The organism is Catenulispora sp. GP43, assembly GCF_041260665.1.
Classification (GTDB): domain Bacteria; phylum Actinomycetota; class Actinomycetes; order Streptomycetales; family Catenulisporaceae; genus Catenulispora.
In genome coordinates this window covers 65,181-85,304 of sequence record NZ_JBGCCT010000009.1, presented here as the reverse complement: position 1 = coordinate 85,304, position 20,124 = coordinate 65,181, and the positions used below count along the sequence as shown (strand labels likewise).

General features: G+C 71.0%; 16 protein-coding genes. 11 read left to right on the top strand and 5 right to left on the bottom strand.

What is annotated here, in order from left to right:
• Positions 1-164 precede the first annotated feature (164 nt).
• From ABH926_RS19745 to ABH926_RS19725, 5 genes are all read left to right on the top strand, one after another.
• The gene (locus tag ABH926_RS19745) at positions 165-971 is read left to right on the top strand and encodes a PspA/IM30 family protein (protein ID WP_370367147.1); all 807 of its coding nucleotides are present in this window, start codon (positions 165-167) and stop codon (positions 969-971) included.
• Positions 968-1,246, top strand: coding sequence for a hypothetical protein (locus ABH926_RS19740; RefSeq protein WP_370367146.1), 279 nt, complete (start codon positions 968-970; stop codon positions 1,244-1,246). Before ABH926_RS19745 ends, ABH926_RS19740 begins: the two co-directional genes overlap by 4 nt.
• A 229-nt stretch (positions 1,247-1,475) precedes the next feature.
• A complete protein-coding gene (gene htpX / locus ABH926_RS19735) occupies positions 1,476-2,408 on the top strand; it encodes a zinc metalloprotease HtpX (protein WP_370367145.1) in 933 nt (310 codons plus the stop codon).
• Between the two features lie 241 nt (positions 2,409-2,649).
• The gene (locus ABH926_RS19730) at positions 2,650-3,219 is read left to right on the top strand and encodes a hypothetical protein (protein ID WP_370367144.1); all 570 of its coding nucleotides are present in this window, start codon (positions 2,650-2,652) and stop codon (positions 3,217-3,219) included.
• 254 nt (positions 3,220-3,473) lie between these two features.
• Positions 3,474-5,186 (top strand): endonuclease/exonuclease/phosphatase family protein, encoded by a 1,713-nt coding sequence (locus tag ABH926_RS19725; RefSeq protein ID WP_370367143.1) that lies wholly within the window; start codon positions 3,474-3,476, stop codon positions 5,184-5,186.
• Positions 5,187-5,285: 99 nt separating this feature from the next.
• On the opposite strand, the gene ABH926_RS19720 is transcribed toward ABH926_RS19725, so the two are convergent.
• From ABH926_RS19720 to ABH926_RS19700, 5 genes are all read right to left on the bottom strand, one after another.
• Positions 5,286-5,909 (bottom strand): DUF1707 domain-containing protein, encoded by a 624-nt coding sequence (locus tag ABH926_RS19720; RefSeq protein WP_370367142.1) that lies wholly within the window; start codon positions 5,907-5,909, stop codon positions 5,286-5,288.
• Positions 5,910-6,067: 158 nt separating this feature from the next.
• The gene (gene mihF / locus ABH926_RS19715) at positions 6,068-6,382 is read right to left on the bottom strand and encodes an integration host factor, actinobacterial type (RefSeq protein ID WP_370340771.1); all 315 of its coding nucleotides are present in this window, start codon (positions 6,380-6,382) and stop codon (positions 6,068-6,070) included.
• 615 nt (positions 6,383-6,997) lie between these two features.
• On the bottom strand, positions 6,998-7,954 hold the full coding sequence (locus ABH926_RS19710; RefSeq protein WP_370367141.1) for an AEC family transporter: 957 nt from the start codon (positions 7,952-7,954) through the stop codon (positions 6,998-7,000).
• Positions 7,955-8,203: 249 nt separating this feature from the next.
• A complete protein-coding gene (locus ABH926_RS19705; RefSeq protein WP_370367140.1) occupies positions 8,204-9,724 on the bottom strand; it encodes a DUF1116 domain-containing protein in 1,521 nt (506 codons plus the stop codon).
• A gap of 24 nt (positions 9,725-9,748) precedes the next feature.
• Entirely contained in the window at positions 9,749-11,782 is a 2,034-nt protein-coding gene (locus ABH926_RS19700; RefSeq protein WP_370367139.1) for a hypothetical protein, read from the bottom strand.
• A gap of 148 nt (positions 11,783-11,930) precedes the next feature.
• Between ABH926_RS19700 and ABH926_RS19695 the strand changes: the two genes are divergently transcribed.
• The 6 genes from ABH926_RS19695 to ABH926_RS19670 all read left to right on the top strand — a co-directional run bounded on the left by ABH926_RS19695 (position 11,931) and on the right by ABH926_RS19670 (position 20,057).
• Entirely contained in the window at positions 11,931-13,970 is a 2,040-nt protein-coding gene (locus tag ABH926_RS19695) for a PucR family transcriptional regulator (protein WP_370367138.1), read from the top strand.
• 72 nt (positions 13,971-14,042) lie between these two features.
• Positions 14,043-15,482: a uracil-xanthine permease family protein gene (locus tag ABH926_RS19690; RefSeq protein WP_370367137.1), complete on the top strand. Its 1,440-nt coding sequence runs from the start codon at positions 14,043-14,045 to the stop codon at positions 15,480-15,482.
• A 135-nt stretch (positions 15,483-15,617) separates the two neighbouring features.
• Positions 15,618-16,466: a xanthine dehydrogenase family protein subunit M gene (locus ABH926_RS19685; RefSeq protein WP_370367136.1), complete on the top strand. Its 849-nt coding sequence runs from the start codon at positions 15,618-15,620 to the stop codon at positions 16,464-16,466.
• On the top strand, positions 16,463-16,981 hold the full coding sequence (locus tag ABH926_RS19680) for a (2Fe-2S)-binding protein (RefSeq protein WP_370367135.1): 519 nt from the start codon (positions 16,463-16,465) through the stop codon (positions 16,979-16,981). Before ABH926_RS19685 ends, ABH926_RS19680 begins: the two co-directional genes overlap by 4 nt.
• A complete protein-coding gene (gene cutA, locus ABH926_RS19675) occupies positions 16,978-19,374 on the top strand; it encodes an aerobic carbon-monoxide dehydrogenase large subunit (RefSeq protein ID WP_370367134.1) in 2,397 nt (798 codons plus the stop codon). Before ABH926_RS19680 ends, cutA begins: the two co-directional genes overlap by 4 nt.
• Positions 19,371-20,057 carry a carbon monoxide dehydrogenase subunit G gene (locus ABH926_RS19670; protein WP_370367133.1) on the top strand — a complete coding sequence of 229 codons (687 nt, stop codon included), beginning with the start codon at positions 19,371-19,373 and terminating at the stop codon, positions 20,055-20,057. The genes cutA and ABH926_RS19670 overlap by 4 nt, the downstream gene beginning before the upstream one ends.
• Positions 20,058-20,124 lie beyond the last annotated feature (67 nt).

Here is a 20,124-nt window from a genome sequence, read left to right as displayed (position 1 = left end):
CGTTCAGCACCGCGAAGCCATGACCTTCAGTAGGTGCCGTGAAGGGGTGGCGCGCCGTATGGTAAGTCCTGACCAGGACACCATCGTTGGACGACATTCAGGGCGATTCGCATCGGCGGGTCCCGTCGGACACATGAAGACGTGAAGGGGGCGCGGCAGAGCCCATGAGTGGCGTCATGAAGCGCATGAAGTTGATCTTCCAGGCCAAGGCCAACAAGGCGCTGGACAAGTACGAGGACCCGCGCGAGACGCTCGACCTTTCGTACCAGAAGCAGCTGGAACTGCTGCAGAAGGTGCGCCGGGGCGTCGCCGACGTGGCCACCTCCCGCAAGCGCCTGGAGCTGCAGATGAAGCAGCTGCAGGACCAGTCGGACAAGCACGAGACCCAGGCCCGCCGCGCGCTGGAGGTCGGCCGCGAGGACCTGGCCCGCGAGGCCCTGTCCCGCCGCGGCGGCATCCAGCAGCAGATCGCGGACCTGCAGACGCAGTACGCGCAGCTGCAGACCGAGGAGGAGAAGCTCACCCGGGCCTCCCAGTCGCTGCAGGCCAAGGTCGACGCCTTCCGCACCAAGAAGGAGACGATCAAGGCCACCTACACCGCGGCCGAGGCGACCACCCGGATCGGCGAGGCCTTCTCCGGCATCTCCGAGGAGATGTCCGACGTCGGCATGGCGATCCAGCGCGCCGAGGACAAGACCCTGCAGCTGCAGGCCCGCGGTTCGGCCATCGACGAGCTGCTGGCCTCCGGCGCGCTCAACGACCCGACCGGCATGGCCAAGGACGACATCACCACCGAGCTGGAGCGCCTGTCCTCCGGTTCGGACGTCGACAACCAGCTCGAGGCGATGAAGCGCGAGCTGTCCGGCGGCCCGTCGGCCAAGCAGCTGGAGGCCGGCAAGAACGTCGGGAACGCCTCCAACAGCGGCGTGTCGGACGCCGAGGAGGTCCGTCAGGAGGGAGAGGCGCGATGATCGTCCGCATTCTCACCGAGGGCCAGCTCGAGGTCCCGGATGACAAGATCGACGAGCTGAACGCGCTGGACACCAAGGTGCTGGAGACCTGCCAGGCCAAGGACGAGGCCGCGTTCCGCACCGCGCTGGACACCCTGCTGGCCCGGGTGCGCGAGGTCGGCACGCCGATCCCGCTGGACCGGCTGGTGGAGAGCGACTTCGTGCTCCCCATGGCCGACTCCACCCTGGACGAGGTCGAGGCGATGATGTCCGAGGAAGGCCTCATCCCCGGCTGAGTCACCCGGACGGACGCACCCCCGCTGGTCCCGACCGCCGCCGCCTCGGACGCCGCATCCGGCTCCGGTGTGGCGGCGGTCTCTTTCCCGGCGCGGGCGGCTGACCTCGGGAACCTCTCAAGTCCCTTTCGCGTTGCATCCGATGACGGACCGGTCGACCGATCGGTCCACAGCTCGATAGACGCCCGGCCGCCCCCAGCCGGCCGAGCCGACCAGGGAGAGACCGACAGTGGCAGCAAGGACCCGTTTCGCGCCGGACCGGCAGCTGACATCGCGGATGGTCATCGTGATGTTCCTGCTCGGCCTGGTCTACGTCGCCGCGATCGGCGTGGCGGTGGCCCTCGCGCCCAAGGGCCTGCTGCCGATCCTCATCATCGTCATCGGCGGATTCTTCTTCGCGCAGTGGTTCCTGTCCGACAAGATCGCGCTGTTCTCGATGAACGCCAAGCTCGTCGGCCCGAACGACTCCGCCGAGGCGCACCGGCTGCACGCCGTGCTGGACCGGCTGTGCGCGCTGGCCGACATGCCCAAGCCGCGGGTCGGCCTGGTGGACACCGACGTCCCCAACGCCTTCGCCGCCGGCCGCAGCCAGAAGAACACCGTGGTCTGCGCGACCACCGGCCTGATGCGCAAGCTGCCCGACGACCGCGAGCTGGAGGCCGTGCTCGCGCACGAGCTCTCGCACGTCGCGCACAAGGACGTCGCGGTGATGACCATCGCCTCGTTCCTGGGCATCCTGTCCGGCCTGATCACCCGCATCACCTTCGAGATGGGGCTGTGGGGCGGCTTCTCCGACCGCGGCCGCGACGACGAGGAGAGCCCGGCGGCGGTGCTGTTCGCGGTGATGATCGTCTCCGGCCTGACCTACATGCTGTCCTTCCTGCTGATCCGCGGCCTGTCCCGGTACCGCGAACTGGCCGCCGACCGCTCCGGCGCGCTGCTCACCGGCAACCCGTCGGCGATGAGCAACGCGCTGGGCCGGATCACCGGCGACATGGCCATGATCCCGACCCAGGACCTGCGCAAGCAGCAGGCGTTCAACGCGTTCTTCTTCACCCCGGCGATCAAGGGCGCGAGCGTGTCGAACCTGTTCGCCACCCACCCGACGCTGCAGGTCCGTCAGGAGAAGCTGGCGAAGCTGGCCGTCGAGATCGGCCGCTGAGCCCGTCCGGCACCGGCGGCGACCGCAGAGCCCTTCCTCGCCTCGTGCCCCCTGTGAACCCCGCGCCTGTCGGACCTGAAGCTTCCACTATGCGAGCCGAATGCGTCCGACAGGCGTCGGGCGTGCCCGCATCGGGAAGAAACCCGGTTAGTCACGGGGATCTGCACAAGACGATCACGATAAGCGAACGGACCGTGGGACCTCCCGCGGGGACCGTCGGAGACAAGGCAAGCTGGTAGCCATGGGATTCCTGGACACGCTGCTCGGTCGGACCAAGCCGGTCAAGCCGGACCTCGACCAGCTCTTCGGCCTGCCGTCGGCGGCCCTGACCCTGCAGGCGGCGACCAACTTCCGTCCCACGGGTCTGGGCTCGGTGTGCTTCAAGCGCGCCGAGGGCCGGGCCTTCGACGACGTCGAGTCGGACATCACCACGCTCCTGGCGGCCGGCAACGGCCCCAAGGTCGAGGCCCGCGACGACTCCTACGGCTACACCTGGCTGGTCTCGCACCACGAGCCGGACGACACCGCCGGCCTGGTGACCGACCTGCACGCGGTGAACAGCTCGCTGCAGGACACCGGCTTCGGCCCGCAGCTGCTGTGCTCCCTGGTCTCCTTCACCGACGACCGGGACCGCCGCCTGGCCCTGGTGTACCTGTACAAGCGCGGCACCTTCTACCCCTTCGCGCCGCAGTCCGGCGAGCAGCGCGACGGCGCGCTGGAACTGCAGATCAAGGCCCTGCTGGGAAACGACCTGCGTCTGGAGCAGGACCTGAGCCGCTGGTTCCCGGTGTGGGGCGCTCCCGGCCTGTAGGTGTAAAGAGGTTGGCTGTCTCAGGAAGTTGTGACACGGTTGTTGCTCTAGTCATCGGACCGTGACCGAACGACCCCGCTGTTGGTAGTAGCCTTTGCCCGTGCACGCGCCGAGCGTGCACGCAACGGTCGGGTCTGGTCACGGCGAGCGGACGAGAAGACTTGCGTTTCGATCAACTTCAGGCCGGTTCGGCCGGATCCGGCGTGGGTGCCGGCCCGGCGGACGGCGACGGGCCGAGGGGCCAGGGGGCGGCTGTGGGGGCTTCGGAGGACGGCGGCGGGCAGGGCCCGGCCGACGGCGCTCCGATATCCGACGCCCCGATATCCGGGGAGATCGCACCGCCCGCCGCGGAGCCGAATTCCCCGGCTCCGCAGAGCTCTGCGGTGTCCGCGGTGGCCGTGGCGGCGCCGGTGTTCGCGATCAGCGACCTCCTCCGTTCGGCCGCCGATCAGGCCAGCGCCACCTGGAAGCCGGCGGCGGTGCCGACCCAGCGGCGGGAGAGTCCCGCGACGCCGTTCCGGACGGTCGCCGCTCCCACAGCTGCTGCGCCTGTAGCTCCCAGCCTGCCCGCCGCGCCTGCCGCTCCCGCTGCTTTCACGACTGCTGCCGCGCCTGTGCCTTCCGGCGCCACGGTGTCCGCGCCTTCGAGTGCCGCGCCTTCGAGTGCCGCGCCTTCGAGTGCCGCTTTCGACGATGCCCCCGCACTCGCCTTGCCTGCTCCGGCGTTCGCGCCGGTGTCGCCGAGGACTGCGTCGCCCGCGCCCGTCGACGAGGCCCCCACCGCCATCACCCCGGTCGTCTCCGCCGCCGGATCTCCGCTCTCTGCGACAACGAGCGTCGAGGCCGAGACCGAGCGGGCCGTCGCCGAGGCCACCATCGCCGAGGCCACCGCGGCCGGCACACCTGTCGCCGACACCGACACCGACACGGACACCGTCGCCGACACTGACGCCGAGGACGCGCACTGGCCCGGCGCCCGCCGCCAGATAGCCCTCCTGACCATCATCGTCTGCCTCCTGATCCTCGCGGTGCTCATCGGCTACCGCTGGCTGCCGGACGTGATGGGCTTCGGCTCGCTCATCGACACCTTCCTGCCCTGGACCGCCGCGCCCCTGCTGCTGGCCCTGCCCGCGGCCCTGCTGAGTCTGAAGAAGTGGGCTATCGGCATCGCCCTGCTGACCTGCGCCGTCTGGGCCGGCAGCTTCGGCCCAACGCTGCTGCGCACCGGCGGCTCGGGGCCGGCGGACATCAGGGTCCTCAGCCAGAACGTCTCCGCCACCGACACCGGCACCCCCGACCTGTCCGGCATCGCCAAGCTGGCCGAGGAGCGCGGCGCCGACGTCGTGGTCCTGCAGGGCCTGTCGAAGAACGTCCAGCTGGCCGACCAGGCGGTCCCGGCCCGCTACGGCTACCACATCGCGATGTACGAGTTCGCGGTCTGGTCGCGCTTCCCGATCGGCGCCACCCAGCCGGTGGACCTGGCCGGCCGCCCGGCCGACCAGGCGCAGACCGGCTCGGCGTCGGTCAACAGCTCCTCCGGCGAGTTCGGCGGGCTGCTGCGCTTCACCGTGGACCTGGGCCAGAACCGGCAGGCCACGGTGTACGCCGTGCACCTGCCGCAGCCCTCGCTGTCGCACGACGGCTTCGGCGTCGCCCGGGGCGACGCGCTGGAGCAGCTGGTCGACCACGTGCAGGCCGAGACGTCGCCGAACCTGATCGTGGTCGGCGACCTGGACGTGGCGCAGACCGACCGGGCCATCCGCCCGCTGCTGAGCTCCTCGACCGGCCTGGTGTCGGCGCAGGCCAAGGCCGGGTCCGGATTCGGGTTCACGTGGCCCGCGAAGTTCCCGGTGGTGCGGCTGGACGACGTGCTGACCCGCGGGCTCAAGCCGGTGGCCAGCGTCGTGCTCCCGGCCGTGGGCTCCAAGCAGGCGCACCGGCCGATCGAGGCGGACCTGAAGTTCTGAGCGGGGGCGGCTGCGGGACGGCTGCCGGGCCGCTGCCGGGCGGCCGCTAGGGGTTGTTTCCTAATCCTTGAGCAGCTGAGGTTTCGCGGACCTGGCTGATCAGCGTGCTGAGCGCCGTCGCCGCCCCCGCCGCTCGATGAGCTTGCCGTATTTCAGGGTGCCGACGATCTCGATCCGCAGGGGCCGCACATCGGAGGGATCGGCGCTGTACCGGCGTCGGCGGTCGCCGCGGTCACCGCGTTCTCCACGGAGCCGGACCTTGGCGAAGGCCAGGGTCAGGTTGTCGATGTCCAGCTCGATGCCGGGCCCGGCGACGATGATCAGCTTGCCGAGCCGCATGTCCGCGTCGATCCGCAGAGTCCGGTGGTTGATGACGGCATCGGTGAAGTCCAGGATGACGTCGCACATCTTCGGCCGCAGCTCGATGCGGCCGGGGACCACCCAGGGCCCGGTGCGGGCGTACTGCCCGCCCTTCTGCTCGATGACGAGCACGTCCTTGGCCGGCGCCGCCCCGATGCCCGGGCTGCCGGCCGCGACCGGGTCCACAGGCAGGTCGGAGGTCAGCTCCGCCAGCTCCCCGAGGGTGCGCGCGGTCAGTGCGGACTCCAGCCGGGCGTCGAGCTCCTCGGCGGACAGCCGACCGTCACCGGCGGCGATCCGCAGCCACTCCACGACCTGGTCCCGGTCCGCGTGCGAGGCTCGCAGGTCGGGCTGCTCCGTCATGCTCCCCACGCTAGCCCACAAGCGCCGTCGGGCGCCTCATAGCGGGCGTGCGGGGTTGATCCGGGCGGTTCGCCGGCCGGCATTGCCGGCCGCCCCGAGGGACGGCCGGCTGCGCCGTGCGGAGATCGCCCGGATGCGGATCCGGATCGGAGTCCGGATCAGGCGGTGGCGGCGAGCAGCGCCTGGCGCTGCCGGTCGCCCAGGCCGCCGATGCGGCGGTTCTCGTCGATCTCCGCGTCCGCCATCAGCTTGGCCGCCTTGGCCGGGCCGTAGCCCGGCAGCGACTTGATGAGGGCGGTCACCTTCGTCTTCTTGACCATCTCCTCGCCCTTGGCCGCGCGGTCGAGCACCGCCTTCAGGGACAGCTTCCCGGCCTTGACGTCGGCCAGCATCTCCGAACGGGCACGGCGCACTTCGCCGGCCTTGGCCAGAGCGGCCGCGCGCTGCTCGGGGGTCAGTGTCGGAAGAGCCATGGAACTTCTCCTTGCCTAGTACGGTCACGGCCCGCGACGGCGCCGGAGCCGTGGCCCATAATGGCGGATCCCGGCGACAGATCACAGCTCAGGGGTGGGGGAACCGATCCATGTCGGCCGAGGTGAGGCCGTTCGAGGCCGGCGGAGGGGCCCCCGAATCGGGCGAAAGTGTCTCATTGGTGACCAACGCGCGGGTGATCCGCGGCACAGCCGCGATTGACCCGAACGAGGCACACGCCCGACACCCGGCGGGTAGCCGGAGCCCCGCTGGGCCGTTGTGAAGCCGCGAGACAAGCGCTCCGCGAGCACGGCTCGCCAAGCGCGCGAAAGCCTCCGAGCCCTGCGAAAGGGGCAGATCAAGCATTCCGGTCGCCCACTCGGCGCCCCGGCGGCGCATGACGGACCGGCCGTCCGAGCGCGTCGCGGCGGGCCGTTGCGAGGCTCCAGAGGGCTCGCTGAGGGGCCTGAGACGCGTCCCGGGTGTGGGAGGCCGGATACGGGGCCGAAAGGGCCTGCGGGGCGGCCCGGGCGGAGAGTGTCCCGGGGGAGGTCATGTGGCGTAAATACGACGATTGGCCGCTCTGGTCGCTTTCACCCGAACCGGTGACCCGCGGCCTACTTCAGGACCGCGGCGACCGTCCACAGGCCGGCCATGGAGGCGACGGTGGAGAAGATCACGGCATTGCGGGCGAAGACGGTGTCGAGGGCGTATTCGCTCGCGTAGATGAACACGTTCTGCGCTGTGGGGAGGGCGGCGCAGAGCGTGACGGCGAGGACGTCGTGGGCGGGGAGGTTGAGGACGTAGTGCGCCAGGAGGTAGGCGAGCACCGGCTGCAGGGCGGTCTTCAGGACGATGGATATGCCGGTTTCGGCGAGAAGTGACTTGCGGGACCTCACCTCCCCGAGCACCGGAGCGGCGGCCTTGTCGACGCGCAGCGACATACCGAGCGTGATCAGGGCGATCGGCACCGCGGCCCCGCCGAGCAGGCTGAGCGCACTGCTGACGTCCGCCGGCACGTGGAAGTGGGTCCCCGAGACCAGTGCCCCGAGGGCGGAGGCGATGATGATCGGATTGTGTACCGGCAGCAACGCTATGCTCCGCAACCGCTGCCGCGCCCCGGGCGAAGCCTCGCCGCGCAACCCCATGAGCGTCAGCACGATCGGCGTCACAAGCACGGTGTTGAACAGGATCACGGTCGACAGGAAGACGGCGTTCCCCAGCACCTGGATCGCCACCGGGATGCCCAGATTCGCGGAGTTGACGTACCCGGATGCCATCCCGACGACGGCGCCGTTCGAGACGTCGCGCCCGAACACCCGCGTGCCCAGGGCCAGCCCCAGCCCACAGCACGCGAGCGAACTGACACCGAACGCCACGATCGAGGTGTTGGCCAGCGCGTGTAGGTCGGACCTGGCCAGCATCCCGAACAGCGAGGCCGGCATCGCCACGCGGAACACGAACCGGCCCAGCACCGCCTCCACATCCGCCGCCCCCGCCCCCACGAGGTTGAACCGGGCGGTGAGGTAGCCGAGGGCGGTGAGCAACCAGATGGGTATGAAGGCGCTGAGCACGGCGCTACCGTACCGAGCCGGGGGAGTGGGGTGAGCTGGGGTGTGGTACGGATCGCAAGGCGGATGCGGGTGCTACGTTTTGCGGTGATTCAGCTTCGGGTGGGCTGTCAGGTTTTGCTGTGGTCTGCCTTGCTCCCTGCTCCCTGCTCCCTGCTCCCTGCTCCCTGCTTCGTGCTCCCTGCTCCGTGCTTCGCGCTTCGTGCTCCGTGCCGCGCGGTTAGTTGTGCTGCCTCATCAGTTTGTGTCTGGTTACGCAGCCTCATCCGCTGCTCGTGCGAGTTCTGCCAGCGCGCCGAGCGCCTGAGTGAAGCACTCCATCGGCGGCGTCACCAGCCCTGCGCCCACTTGTCCGGTTCCCGCCACCCGGCCGGCCATGCCGGTGTTGATCTGCGGCAGCACTCCCGTGCGCACGACCCGGCTCACGTCGATCCCGGTCGGCGTACCGCGGAAGTCGAGCGCCGGCACCGTGAACGCGGGGTTCTCGGTCAGCGTGATCTCGTACATCAGCCGCGTGGTCGCCACCGCGGTCGCCGCCGTCCCGCCGACCAGCCGCGCGATCGCCGGTGCGGCCGCCATCGCGAACCCGCCGACCCCCGCCGTCTCGGTGATGGCCGAGTCGCCGATGTCCGGGTTGGCGTCGTCGGGCCCGTACCCGGCGAGGAAGAGCCCCTCGGGCGTGTTCGCCGGGGCGGTGAACCACCGATCGCCGGTCCCCGAGGTCTGAATCCCGAAGTCGGTCCCGTTGCGCGCCATCACGGTCACCACGGTGCTCCCGGCGATTCCCGAGGCCGCCTGCCCCGCGAGCTTGCACGCGGGCATCACGAGGTTGAGGAAGAAGTGGTCGTTTCCCGAGACGAACCGCACCACGTCGGCCAGCTCCCGGCCGTCCTCCCCGCCCTCGATCAACGACGGCAGCAGCTCCCGCAGCAGCATGAGCGTCCCGGCCCGGTTCCGGTTGTGCCCCTCATCGCCCATGTGCAGCATCTGCGCGACGATCGCCTTCACGTCCACCGGCCCCCGCCGCCGCACCGCACGCTGCAGCATCGGCCCGAGCACCCCGGCCATCCAGCGCAGCCGCTCGACGACCTCCGGCCCGAACGCGCCGTATCGCAGGACCTTGCCGAGGCCCTCGTTCAGGCTGCACCACGAGGTGCCGCCGCCGACCGGATCGCGGACCTCGAACAGCCACATGCTGGGCGAGACGACACCGGCCATCGGGCCGACGCCGCCGTGGTGGTGGCAGGGGGTCAGTTCGGGGGCCGGCTTGGTGGCGGTGGCGGTGGCGGTGTTGTTGGTGGCGGCGATGCTGTGGCTCTTGGCGGTGTCGCCGCCGAACCAGGCCTCAGCCTCTTCCGGCGTCTCGACAAGCCCCTCGAACAGCGCCGCCCCGATCAACGCACCCCGCAACGGCCCCGAAGCCCGTTCCCACCCGATCGGCGGCCCGGCATGCAGGAACTGCCCCGCCGCCAACCCGAGCACCTCCCGAGCCGGCCGTACGTCCACCAACTCGCACCCGGCCGCCAGCATCCGCCGCACCGCCAGCGCATTCGCCGCGACCCGCCGCCGATCCACCGCGACATCGGCGAGATCACCCTCGGTCCCGACCGGCGGCGGCCGCCAGTCGACCCGCGTCACCGCGACCCCCTGCGCGCCGAGATCGTCGGCGAACCCCGCGACCCCCGCCGCGACGACGTGCGTGGGGTCGAGCGCGAGCATCGAGGGGATGGTGCCTTCCAGCATGGCGGAACCGGATTCTTCGAGCAGTGACATCGACGTCCTGACAGTCGTAGTGATTCAGTGCTGACCGGCAGTCCCGCCAGGCAGCCCGGCCAGGGCCAACCGCGCAGCCGCCCCGGCAGCCTCGGCGTTCGACAAGAAGACCCAAGCTCCCGCCCCGGCCAGACGCTCGGCCTGCCGCACCAAGCCCTGGGGATCCCCGGCCGTCCCGCACAACGAGACCACCACAGCCACACCGGGTTGGTGATCGCGCGCGGCGGCGATCGCTGCCGCGATCTCGCCCGCCGGATCGGCGTGCGCGCCACGGCCCAACACCACATCGAGCAGCAACACGCCGACCCCGGCATCCCCAGCGGCATCCGCCATCGCGCGCAGCCGCAGGGTGTTGTCGATCATCGGGTGCGGACGGCCGCGGGTGTAGGCGTCGTCGCCGAAGTCGGTGAGGTCGAAGGTGAAGGCGGTGGAGGTTGGCGGTTCTTTGCTTTCCCCCGCCCCCCGCCCACCCGATTTTCCGTTGTCGACCATCTGCCCACCGGCACGCGTCAGCACGACCTCAGCCTCGGCACGCAACGTGCCGCCGCTGAACAGCCCGCGGATAGTCGCGGCGCGGCCTGGTGTCGCGGCGCGCTCTGGTGTTGCGTTGTGCCCTGGTGTCGCGGTGCGTCCTGATGTTGCGTCGTGCCCTGCTGATGTGGCGTGCTCTGGTGTTGCGTCGTGACCTGGTGTCGCGGTGCGCCCTGGTGTCGCGGCACGGCCTGTTGTTGGAGCGTGACCTGGTGATGTGGCGCGGCCCGGTGTCGCGGTGCGCCCTGGTGTCGCGGTGCGGCCTGTTGTTGGGGCGTGACCTGGTGATGTGGCGCGGTTCGGTGTCGCGTCGTGCCCTGGTGTCGCGGCGTGCCCTGTTGTTGGGGCGTGACCTGGTGTTGCGGCGTGCCCTGGTGCCGCGGTGGTGTCCTCCTCGCTCGGTGTCGTCGCTGATGGTGTGCCTGAGTCTTCGGTCCTAGTCGCAGGGCTGCCCATGCCGATGCCCGTTCCCGTGGTCGCCGGCGCCGAGCCTGCACCGGCACCCGCGCCCCCGGCTGCGGCCCACCGGGGCCAAGCCGCCGGCACCTCGTGGCCGAGGGCGGCCAGGATCTGTTCCGCCGCCTCGGTCAGGGTCGGGTGCTCCGCTCCCACGAAGGCGAAGTGGACCGGTTTGCCGAGGGTTGCCGCGTGTTCTTCGATGCGGGTGGCGATGGCGGGGTGCGGTGGTTTGGAGACCACCGCGATGAGTTCCGTGCGCGGGTCTTCCGCGAGTGCTGTGAGCGCCGCCAGGGTGGAGCGGCCCGCCACCTGCTCGGTCAGGTCGCGGCCGCCCACGCCGAGGCAGTGGTGGATTCCCGTGCCGGCGGCGTCGAGGAGCGCCATGAGCTCTTGGGCGCCGGTGCCGGAGGCTGCTACGAGGCTGATCGGGCCTGGGCGCGTGATGTTCGCGAAGGCCAGGCCGGTTCCGTGGAGGACGACGGTGCCGCAGTCGGGGCCCATGACCAGCAGGCCGCGTCGTCGGGCTTCTTCTTTGAGGCGCACTTCGTGGTGAATTGGGATGTTATCGCTGAAGATGATCGGTGATGCGCCGTATTCCAATGATTCCATGGCTTCGGCGACGGAGGCAAGGCCGGGGGTGGAGATCAGGGTGATGGGTGCACTCGTTCGGCCTAGTGCGGTGGCTGTGGTGCGGGGGGCGGGGTGGTCGGGGCGGGGGTGTCCGGGGGCTGTGATGGAGTCACCGGGCTGGGCGGAGGACGAGGCCGGCGATGCGGCGGTCGGGGTCAGGGCGTGCCTCAAGGCGTCCAGTGCGGACGCTTCGCAGGACTCGTCGGCGCAGGTGAGCGCCACGATCAGGTCGCCGGGGCCGGCTTCGGGACGCGCCGCGTAGCCCAGCTCGGCCAGCAGCGCGACGTTCAGCTCCGTCGCCATCGCCACCAGCACGCGCTCGACGCCGGCCACCCCGCCGACTGCGCGGCCGGCGAGCATCAGGGTCACCGAGTCGTGGTACTCCCCGCGCCGTACTTCGACGTGTTCGAGCGGTCCGCCTCCCACTGGCACCGACACCGGCATCGATCCTTTCCGCGAGGGCCTGTCGCGACGCTAGACCTCGGGGCTACTGTCCGGGCATGGGCAATCCTGACAAGGACGGCGCCAGAGCTTCGCAGATATCCACATCGCCAAGCGAGGCGGCCGAGGCGAACGGGGGACGCGGATGACGGACCCGATGTCGGAGTCGGAGGCGGAGGCGAGCCTGATGGCGGAGTCGGAGTCGGAGTTGGAGTCCAAGTCGGAGATGGAATCGGGGGTGGAGTCGATCGTGGAGGCGGCGGTGGAACCGATCGTGGAGACTGCGGAACCGGCCGGGGAGAAGACCGCGGAGAAGACCGCGGAGATGGCGGACAAGACCGCGGAGCCGATCGCGCAGGCGACGGCAGAGCCGAGACCCCGCCCGGCCCCCGCCCGTCCCGCCGACCGCGGAACGCCGCTCGGCGCCACCCCCATCGGCCTCACCGTCACCCAGGCCCTGGCCCTGCCCGCCCTGGCCGGCGCCCGCATCGTCGCCGGCCACGCCGGCCACGGCCGCGTCGTCGAGCGCGTCAACGTGATGGAGGTCCCGGACATCCTGCCCTGGGTCAAGCCCAAGGAGCTCCTGCTCACCACCGGCTACCCCCTGCGGCACTCGCCCTCGCCGCTCACCGAGCTGATCGGCGACCTGGACCGCGCGGGCCTGTCCGCCATCGCCATCAAGCCCCACCGCTACCTCGGCGACCTCCCGCCCGAACTGCTCGCCGCCGCCGACGCCCTCGGCTTCCCGGTCATCGAGCTGCCCGAGGGCGTGGCCTTCGACGACATCCTCACCGACGTGCTCTCCGACATCCTCGACCGCCAGTCAGCGGTTCTGGCGCGGGCCGACCACGTCCACCGCACGCTGGCGCAGATCGCGCTGGAGGGTGGCGGGCTGGCCGAGCTCACCGCCGAGCTGGCGCACATCCTCGGCGGTCCGGTGCTGGTCACCACGCCGGACGGCCGCGTCCTGGCCGAGTGCGGCGCCGACACCGTGTGCCACCTGCCCTGCTTCGACGCCGCCCCGGCCGACGCGGACCACCGGCTGCGCACCGAGGCCGAGCAGCCCGGCCTGACCGCGCACCACGGGGCCCAGCACGCGCTGGTCCCGATCGTCGCCGGGCGGGTCGACCACGGCCGGCTCGTCGCGTTCGCCGGCCGCCGGGCCTTCGACGCCGCCGACGTCGCCGCGCTCGAACGGGCCGCCACCGTCGCCGCGCTGGCCGTGGTCAAGCAGCTCGCGGTGGCCGCGGTCGAGGACAAGTACCGCGCCGACTTCCTCAGGGACCTGCTGACCGGCCGGCTGGACGATCCGCAGTCGGCCGCCGCGCACGCCGCGACGCTCGGCTGGGACATCGGCCCCGGACGCGCCCCGGCCGGCCCGGGACGCATTCCGGCAGGCGCGGCCTATACGGCTGGCTCTGGCTCAGCCCGCACGGCCGGCGCTGCCCACGCGTCCACCTCCGCCCGGGCAGGTGAGGCCGCAGAGCCCCGCCGCCTCGTCGTCCTCGTCGCCGAACTCGACCCCGGCCAGTCCGTCCTCCCCGCCTCCCAGCACGCCCTGCGCCCGGCCCGCGAACGCTTCGCCGCCGCCTGGCAGACCGTCATCGCCGCGCGCGACCGCACCAACCCGGTGGCCGGCTTCAACCAGGAGGTGGTCGTCGTCCTGAAGACCGGCGAGGATCCCGACCCCCTGGTCAGGAGCCTGATCGCGGAGGTCTCCGGCACCGGCGGGGGCGGGCGCCGGACCTTTTCCACCGGTGTCTCGCGCCGCGTCGCGTCCGTCGCCGACCTGCCCGCCGCCTACGAGGAGGCGCGCCGCGCGGTCCGCATGGGACGCCGCCTCAACGGCCCCGGCTCGGTCGCCCACTTCGACGCCCTCGGCGTCTACCGCCTGCTCTCCCTGGTCCCCGACCCCGACGAGCTGCGCGACTTCGCCCGCCAGACGCTCAAGGGCCTGGCCGCCGACGGCGATCCCGACGCCGAGGACCTGCGCACCACGCTGGAGGTGCTGCTGGACACGAACCTGAATGTCGCCGAGGCCGCCCGCCGCCTGCACTTCCACTACAACACCCTGCGATACCGCATCGGCAAGATCGAACGGCTGGTCGGGCCCTTCATGGAGCGGCCCGATCTCCGCCTCGATCTGTCGGTCGCGCTCCGTATCCTGCACATGAGGGGGCTGTGACCGCGTCATCTGCGAAATTGGTAACTGTGCAGTGCTTGTGACCCCCGTCACAGCGTCGCTACAGTCCGCCCCATGACATTGGGCTGGCGGGTCGCATACGAAGGCAAGACTCCACCACCGGGCTCGGTCGTCCGCCCCGACGAGCGCCTGTCCTGGCCGCGCACGGTCGGCCTGGGCGCGCAGCACGTCGTCGCGATGTTCGGCGCCACGTTCGTCTTCCCCCTGGTCATGGGTCTGAATCCGCAGCTGGCGATCCTGATGAGCGGGTTCGCCACGATCTGCTTCCTGCTGATCGTCAAGAACAAGATCCCCAGCTACCTGGGCACCTCGGCGAGCTTCGTCGGCGGCGTGGCCGCGATCCGCGCGCAGGGCGGCGACGACCAGCAGGTCACCGGCGCCATCCTGGTCGCCGGCCTGGTCCTGCTGGCCGTCGGGGTCCTGATCCACTTCCTCGGCGCGCAGGTCATCCACGCCGTCCTGCCCCCGGTCGTGACCGGGGCCGTGGTGCTGCTGATCGGCTTCAACCTGGCGCCGGTGGTGGCCGACGTCTACTGGCCGCAGGACCAGTGGATCGCGCTGATCACCATGGTGTTCGCGATCGGGATAATGGTCGGCGCCCGCGGGTTCCTCGGCCGGATAGCGATCTTCGTCGCGCTGGTGTTCGGTTACGTGCTCTCCTGGGTCGCGGACCGGATCTTCGGCAAGATCACGTCCTACGACTCCGGGGCCGGCCACGACACCACGCACTGGCGCGTCAACTTCGACGCGGTGAAGTCCGCCCGGTGGATCGGCTTCCCGGACAAGACCACCGGCACGGGCGCGCACCAGGTCGCCGGCTGGGACTTCCCGGAGTTCAAGTGGGCCTTCATCCTGCTGGTGCTCCCGGCGGTGATCGCGCTGGTCGCCGAGAACACCGGGCACGTCAAGGCGGTCGCCGAGATGACCGGCGACGACCTGGACCCGTACATGGGCCGCGCCATCGCCGCCGACGGTTTCGGCACCGTCGTGGCCAGCACCTTCGGCGGCTCCCCGACCACCACCTACGCGGAGAACATCGGCGTCATGGCCGCCACCCGCGTTTACTCCACGGCGGCCTACTACGTCGCGGCGCTCGTGGCCATCCTGTTCGGCCTCTCGCCCAAGTTCGGCGCCCTGGTCGCGGCCACCCCCGGCGGCGTCCTGGGCGGTATCACCGTGGTCCTGTACGGCATGATCGGCCTGCTCGGCGTGAAGATCTGGACCGAGAACCGGGTGGACTTCGGCAATCCGCTGAACCTGGTCCCGATCGCGGCCGGCGTCATCATCGGCATCGGCGACACCAGCCTGAAGTTCACCGACAACTTCTCGCTGTCCGGGATCGCGCTGGGCACCATCGTGACCATCGTCTTCTACCACGGGGCCCGGCTCATCGCCCCGCAGTACCTGAAGGCCTCCGGCGGGGGCGCGGCCGGCGGCGCGGACGGCCCAACCGAAGTATCGGGTCCCCCGGGCGGGGTACAAGGCCAGGAGTAGACAGCGACAGGCAGGCAGGACGCCGGCGACATGCCCCGGACGCGAATTCCATGGGCAAGTTCAGCCAGCGATCGCGGCGGCGTTCGGCAGAAGTCGACGTCGCCGCGACCCTTTCGGTGAGAAGAGGATGCCTCCATGAAGCCCCCGCCGGTGGTGTATCACGGCCCGGACACGGTCGACGAGGCCGTGCGGTTGCTGGCCGAACACGGTGCCCACGCCAAAGTGCTGGCCGGCGGCCAGAGCCTGGTGCCGATGCTGAACATGCGGCTGACGGCGCCCGCCCGGCTGATCGACGTGAACCGGCTGGACGAGCTCGCCTACGTGCGCACGGACCTGGAAGGCGTCCGGGTCGGCGCGCTGGCCCGGCACTCCGACGTCGAGCGCGCCACGCACGCCTTCGAAGCCGTGCCCCTCTTACGCCAGGCCGTCCGGACCGTCGCGCATCCGACGATCCGCAACCGGGGCACGACCGTGGGCAGCCTCGTCCACGCGGATCCGTGTGCCGAGATGCCGGCGGTCCTGGCGCTCCTGGACGGCGAGGTGCTCCTGCGCTCGGAACGCGGCGGCGAACGGGTCGTCAAGGCGGCCGATTTCTTCGTGGGGCCCATGGAATCGTCCTGTCAGGAGGACGAATTGGCCGTCGAGGCCTACTTCCCGAAACCGAAGGGCCGCACCGGAACCGACTGGCGCGAACTGTCCCGCCGCAACGGCGACTACGCGATGTGCGGCGTCGGGACCTCGGTCCGTGTCGACGAGTCCGGGTCCGTGACCTCAGCGAAGGCGGTGTACATCGGGATGGGGCCGGTGCCGCGGGTCGTGGACGTCACCGCCGCCGGTGCCGACTGGGAGTCCGCCGCCGAACACGCGGCCGACCAGCTCGACCCCGAGGACGACATCCACGCGACCGCCGAGTATCGCAGGCATCTGGCTCGCATCCTGACCGCGCGCTCCCTGAAGGCGGCATACGAGGCGGTGGCACCGTGACCGAGCAGCTGCATCAGATCACTGTCACAGTCAACGGCGTCGCCCGGCGTGCCGATGCCCCGGCCCGACGCCTGCTGGCCGACTTCCTGCGCATGGACCTCGGTCTCACCGGCACGCACCTCGGCTGCGAACACGGCGTCTGCGGTGCGTGCACGGTGTTGATGGACGGCGTCCCGGTCCGCGCCTGCCTCATCTTCGCGGTCTCCGCCGACGGCCACGCGATCACCACCGTCGAAGGATGCTGCGACTCCGGCGGCGAACTCGGCCCCGTGCAACAAGCCTTCCAGGAATGCCACGGCCTGCAATGCGGATTCTGCACCCCCGGCTTCATCACGACGATCACCGCCTACCTGGAGGAGAACCCCAAGCCGACCGAGGAGGAGGCGCGCGAGGCCATCGGCGGGAACCTGTGCCGCTGCACCGGCTACCAGAACATCGTCGCCGCAGTCCTTCGCGCGGCCGAGATCTTGAGGGAAAGGGATGCAGATCAAGCCGGAGCGGGAGGCGCCGCATGAGTGACAAGCTCGTCGGCCAACCGCTGGTCCGCAAAGAGGATCCGCGTCTTCTGCGAGGCGATGGCCGCTATCTCGACGACCTCGGCCGCGGCGCACTCGCGGCGGCCTTCGTCCGCAGCCCGGTCGCGCACGCGCGCATCGCAGACATCGATGTCACCGACGCGCTGGACGTCGAGGGCCTCGTCGCCGTCTACACCCACGAGGACCTGCCCGGCCGCGTCGCCGAACCGCTCCCGCTGCTGATCCCGCATCCCGACCTCAGCCATCCCCGCACCCCGTACTGCCTGGCCAAGGACGAGGTCAACCACGTCGGCGAGGCCGTGGTCATGGTGGTCGCGACCGATCGCTACCTCGCCGAGGACGCCGCCGAGCGGATCGTGGTCACCTACGAGGACCTGCCGCCGGTGGTGGGCATCGACCAGGCCAGGGCGGCGCAGCGACTCGTGCACGACGAGGTCCCGGGCAACATCGCCGCGCGCAGCGTGCAGACCAACGGCAAGGGCGACGCCCGCGGTGCCATCGCCGCCGCCCCGCACCGCCTGTCGCTGGACCTGCAGATCGAGCGCAGCGCCTCGATGCCGATGGAGGGCAAAGGCGTCCTGGCGCACTGGGACGCCGATGACAGGACCCTGCGAGTCCACACCTCGACCCAGACCTCGACCAGCGTCCGCCTGGCCGTGGCGGCCAAGCTGGAGCTGCCGCCGGACCGCGTCGAGGTGATCACCCCCGACGTCGGCGGCGGGTTCGGCGTGAAGATCGTGCATCCCTGGCCCGAGGAGATCCTGGTGCCGTGGGCGGCGATGACGCTCGGCCGGGACGTGAAGTGGGTCGAGGACCGGCGCGAGCACTTCATCTCCAGCGCCCATGAGCGCGGCCAGCAGCAGCACGTCGAGGCCGGGTTCGACGGCTCCGGACGGCTGCTCGGACTGAGCGTCGAGATCTGGCACGACAACGGGGCCTACGTGCCCTACGGGATCATCGTGCCGATCGTGACGTCCACGCAGCTGCTGGGGCCCTACAAGGTCGGCGCGTACCGGGTCGAGTTCACATCGCTGTACACGAACACCGTCATCGTCACGCCCTACCGCGGCGCCGGACGTCCGCAAGGCGTGTTCGCGATGGAGCGGACGATGGACGCGATCGCCGAATACCTGGGCCTGGACCGGCTCGCGGTGCGCGAGGCGAACCTGATCCAGCCCGAGGAGATGCCCTACGACCAGGGCCTGGTCTTCCAGGACGGACGCCCGCTCATCTACGACTCGGGCGACTACCCGACGATGCTGCGGATGATCCGCGAGCTCGTCGGCTGGGACGGCTTCGAGGCCGAGCGCGCCGCGGCCGCCGCCGAGGGGCGCCGGATCGGGATCGGGATCGGGGCGTACGTCGAGGGCACGGGCATGGGGCCGTACGAGGGCGCGCACGTCAAGGTGGAGACGACCGGGGAGATCGTCGTCTCCACCGGGCTCACCACCCAGGGCCAGGGGCACTACACGTCGCTCGCGCAGATCGCCGCCGACGTGCTGGGGGTCGGCGTCGGCGACGTCACCGTCATCACCGGCGACACCCGGCGGTTCAAGTACGCGGTCGGGACGTTCGCCTCGCGCGCGATCGTGACGAGCGGGAACGCCGTCGCGGTCGCCGCCGGCAAGGTCGCCGAGAAGGCGAAGCGGATCGCGGCGGCGGCGCTGGGCGGCGGTACCGCCCCCGAGGACCTGGAACTGGTCGACGGCACGGTGCGGCGCCGCGACGACCCCGCGGCGTCGATCGACCTGCGCACGGTCGCGGTGCTCTCGAACCCGCTGCGCTACGCCTTCGACGAGGCGGCCAAGGCGGCCACGCAGTTCGCCGCGGCCGTCGGCACCGGCGACGAGCCGGGCCTGGAGGCGACCGGCTACTACATGCCGGAGCGCTCGACGTTCGCGGCCGGGGCGCACGGCGTCGTGGTCGAGACCGACCCCGAGACAGCCGATATCCGCATCCTGCGGTACTGCGTCGTGCACGACTGCGGTGTGGTGGTGAACCCGCGCATCGTCGAGGGCCAGGTGCACGGCGGCGTCGCGCAGGGCGTCGGGGGAGCACTGTACGAGCGGATCGTCTACGACGACGCGGGGCAGTTGGTGAACGCCTCCTACATGGACTTCCTGATCCCGTTCGCCACGGAGGTGCCGCATATCCAGACGGCCCACATGGTCACGGCATCGGGAGTGAACCCCCTGGGGTTGAAGGGCGCCGGCGAGGCCGGGGTCATCCCCACCTCGGCGGCGGTCGCCTCGGCGATCGAGGACGCCGAGGGGCTGGCCGTCCGGCGCATGCCGATCTCGCCGAGCGAGCTGTACGAGCTGCGGAAGCTGCACGAGACGCGGAAGTCGCGGAAGGAACAGGTGAGCGCGTGAAGGTCTCCGGGAGCGCGGTTCTCAACGCCGACGTGGGGCGGGTCTACGAAGCGCTGACGGACCCACGGACCCTGGCGGCGGCGATCCCCGGCTGTGAGCGCCTGGAGATGGTCGCCCCCGACGTGTACGACATGGTCGTCACCGTCGGCGTCGGCTCCATCAAGGGCACGTACAAAGGCCGCGTCGAACTGGCCGAGCAGGCCGCGCCGCGCTCGTTCACGCTGCGCGCCTCCGGCGCCGGCGCGCCGGGGACGGTCTCGGCGGAGTGTCGCATGCTGCTGGTCGACGAGGCGGTCGCGCGCACCCGCGTCGAGTACGACGCCGACGCGGTGATCGGCGGCGTGGTCGGCGGCGTCGGGCAGCGGATGCTCGGCGGGGTGGCCCGGAAGCTGGCCGGACAGTTCTTCGGCGGGATGGACGGGCTGCTCGCGCGCGAGGGTGCCGGAGCGGTTGAGGGTGCCAGAGCGGTCGAGGCGGCCGGCGGCCAGGCCGAAGCGGTGCCGGCCGCCGCGGTGGCGCGCTCGGCGGCCGGACCGGTCACGGCATATCCGGTCGCGGCCCCGTCCGGGCAGCTGAGCTCGTCGAACGCCGGGGCGACGCTCGCCGGAGCGGCCGCGGCGCTGAGCGGCGTGGTGCTCGGGTATGTGCTCGGGCGCCTGAGCGGTCGCCGGGGGGCCCGATGAGCGCCTGCGGCGAGACTGGAGCGCTTCACATGGATGGCGCGGGCCGGACGCCGTCGCTCGTCAACTC

Excerpts from the sequence above, each read along its gene's own strand:
- ABH926_RS19745 (WP_370367147.1), top strand. The coding sequence starts at position 165 with ATGAGTGGCGTCATGAAGCGCATGAAGTTGATCTTCCAGGCCAAGGCC.
- ABH926_RS19740 (WP_370367146.1), top strand. The coding sequence starts at position 968 with ATGATCGTCCGCATTCTCACCGAGGGCCAGCTCGAGGTCCCGGATGAC.
- ABH926_RS19730 (WP_370367144.1), top strand. The coding sequence starts at position 2,650 with ATGGGATTCCTGGACACGCTGCTCGGTCGGACCAAGCCGGTCAAGCCG.
- ABH926_RS19720 (WP_370367142.1), bottom strand. The coding sequence starts at position 5,909 with ATGACGGAGCAGCCCGACCTGCGAGCCTCGCACGCGGACCGGGACCAG.
- mihF (WP_370340771.1), bottom strand. The coding sequence starts at position 6,382 with ATGGCTCTTCCGACACTGACCCCCGAGCAGCGCGCGGCCGCTCTGGCC.
- ABH926_RS19705 (WP_370367140.1), bottom strand. The coding sequence starts at position 9,724 with ATGTCACTGCTCGAAGAATCCGGTTCCGCCATGCTGGAAGGCACCATC.
- ABH926_RS19695 (WP_370367138.1), top strand. The coding sequence starts at position 11,931 with ATGACGGACCCGATGTCGGAGTCGGAGGCGGAGGCGAGCCTGATGGCG.
- ABH926_RS19690 (WP_370367137.1), top strand. The coding sequence starts at position 14,043 with ATGACATTGGGCTGGCGGGTCGCATACGAAGGCAAGACTCCACCACCG.
- ABH926_RS19685 (WP_370367136.1), top strand. The coding sequence starts at position 15,618 with ATGAAGCCCCCGCCGGTGGTGTATCACGGCCCGGACACGGTCGACGAG.
- cutA (WP_370367134.1), top strand. The coding sequence starts at position 16,978 with ATGAGTGACAAGCTCGTCGGCCAACCGCTGGTCCGCAAAGAGGATCCG.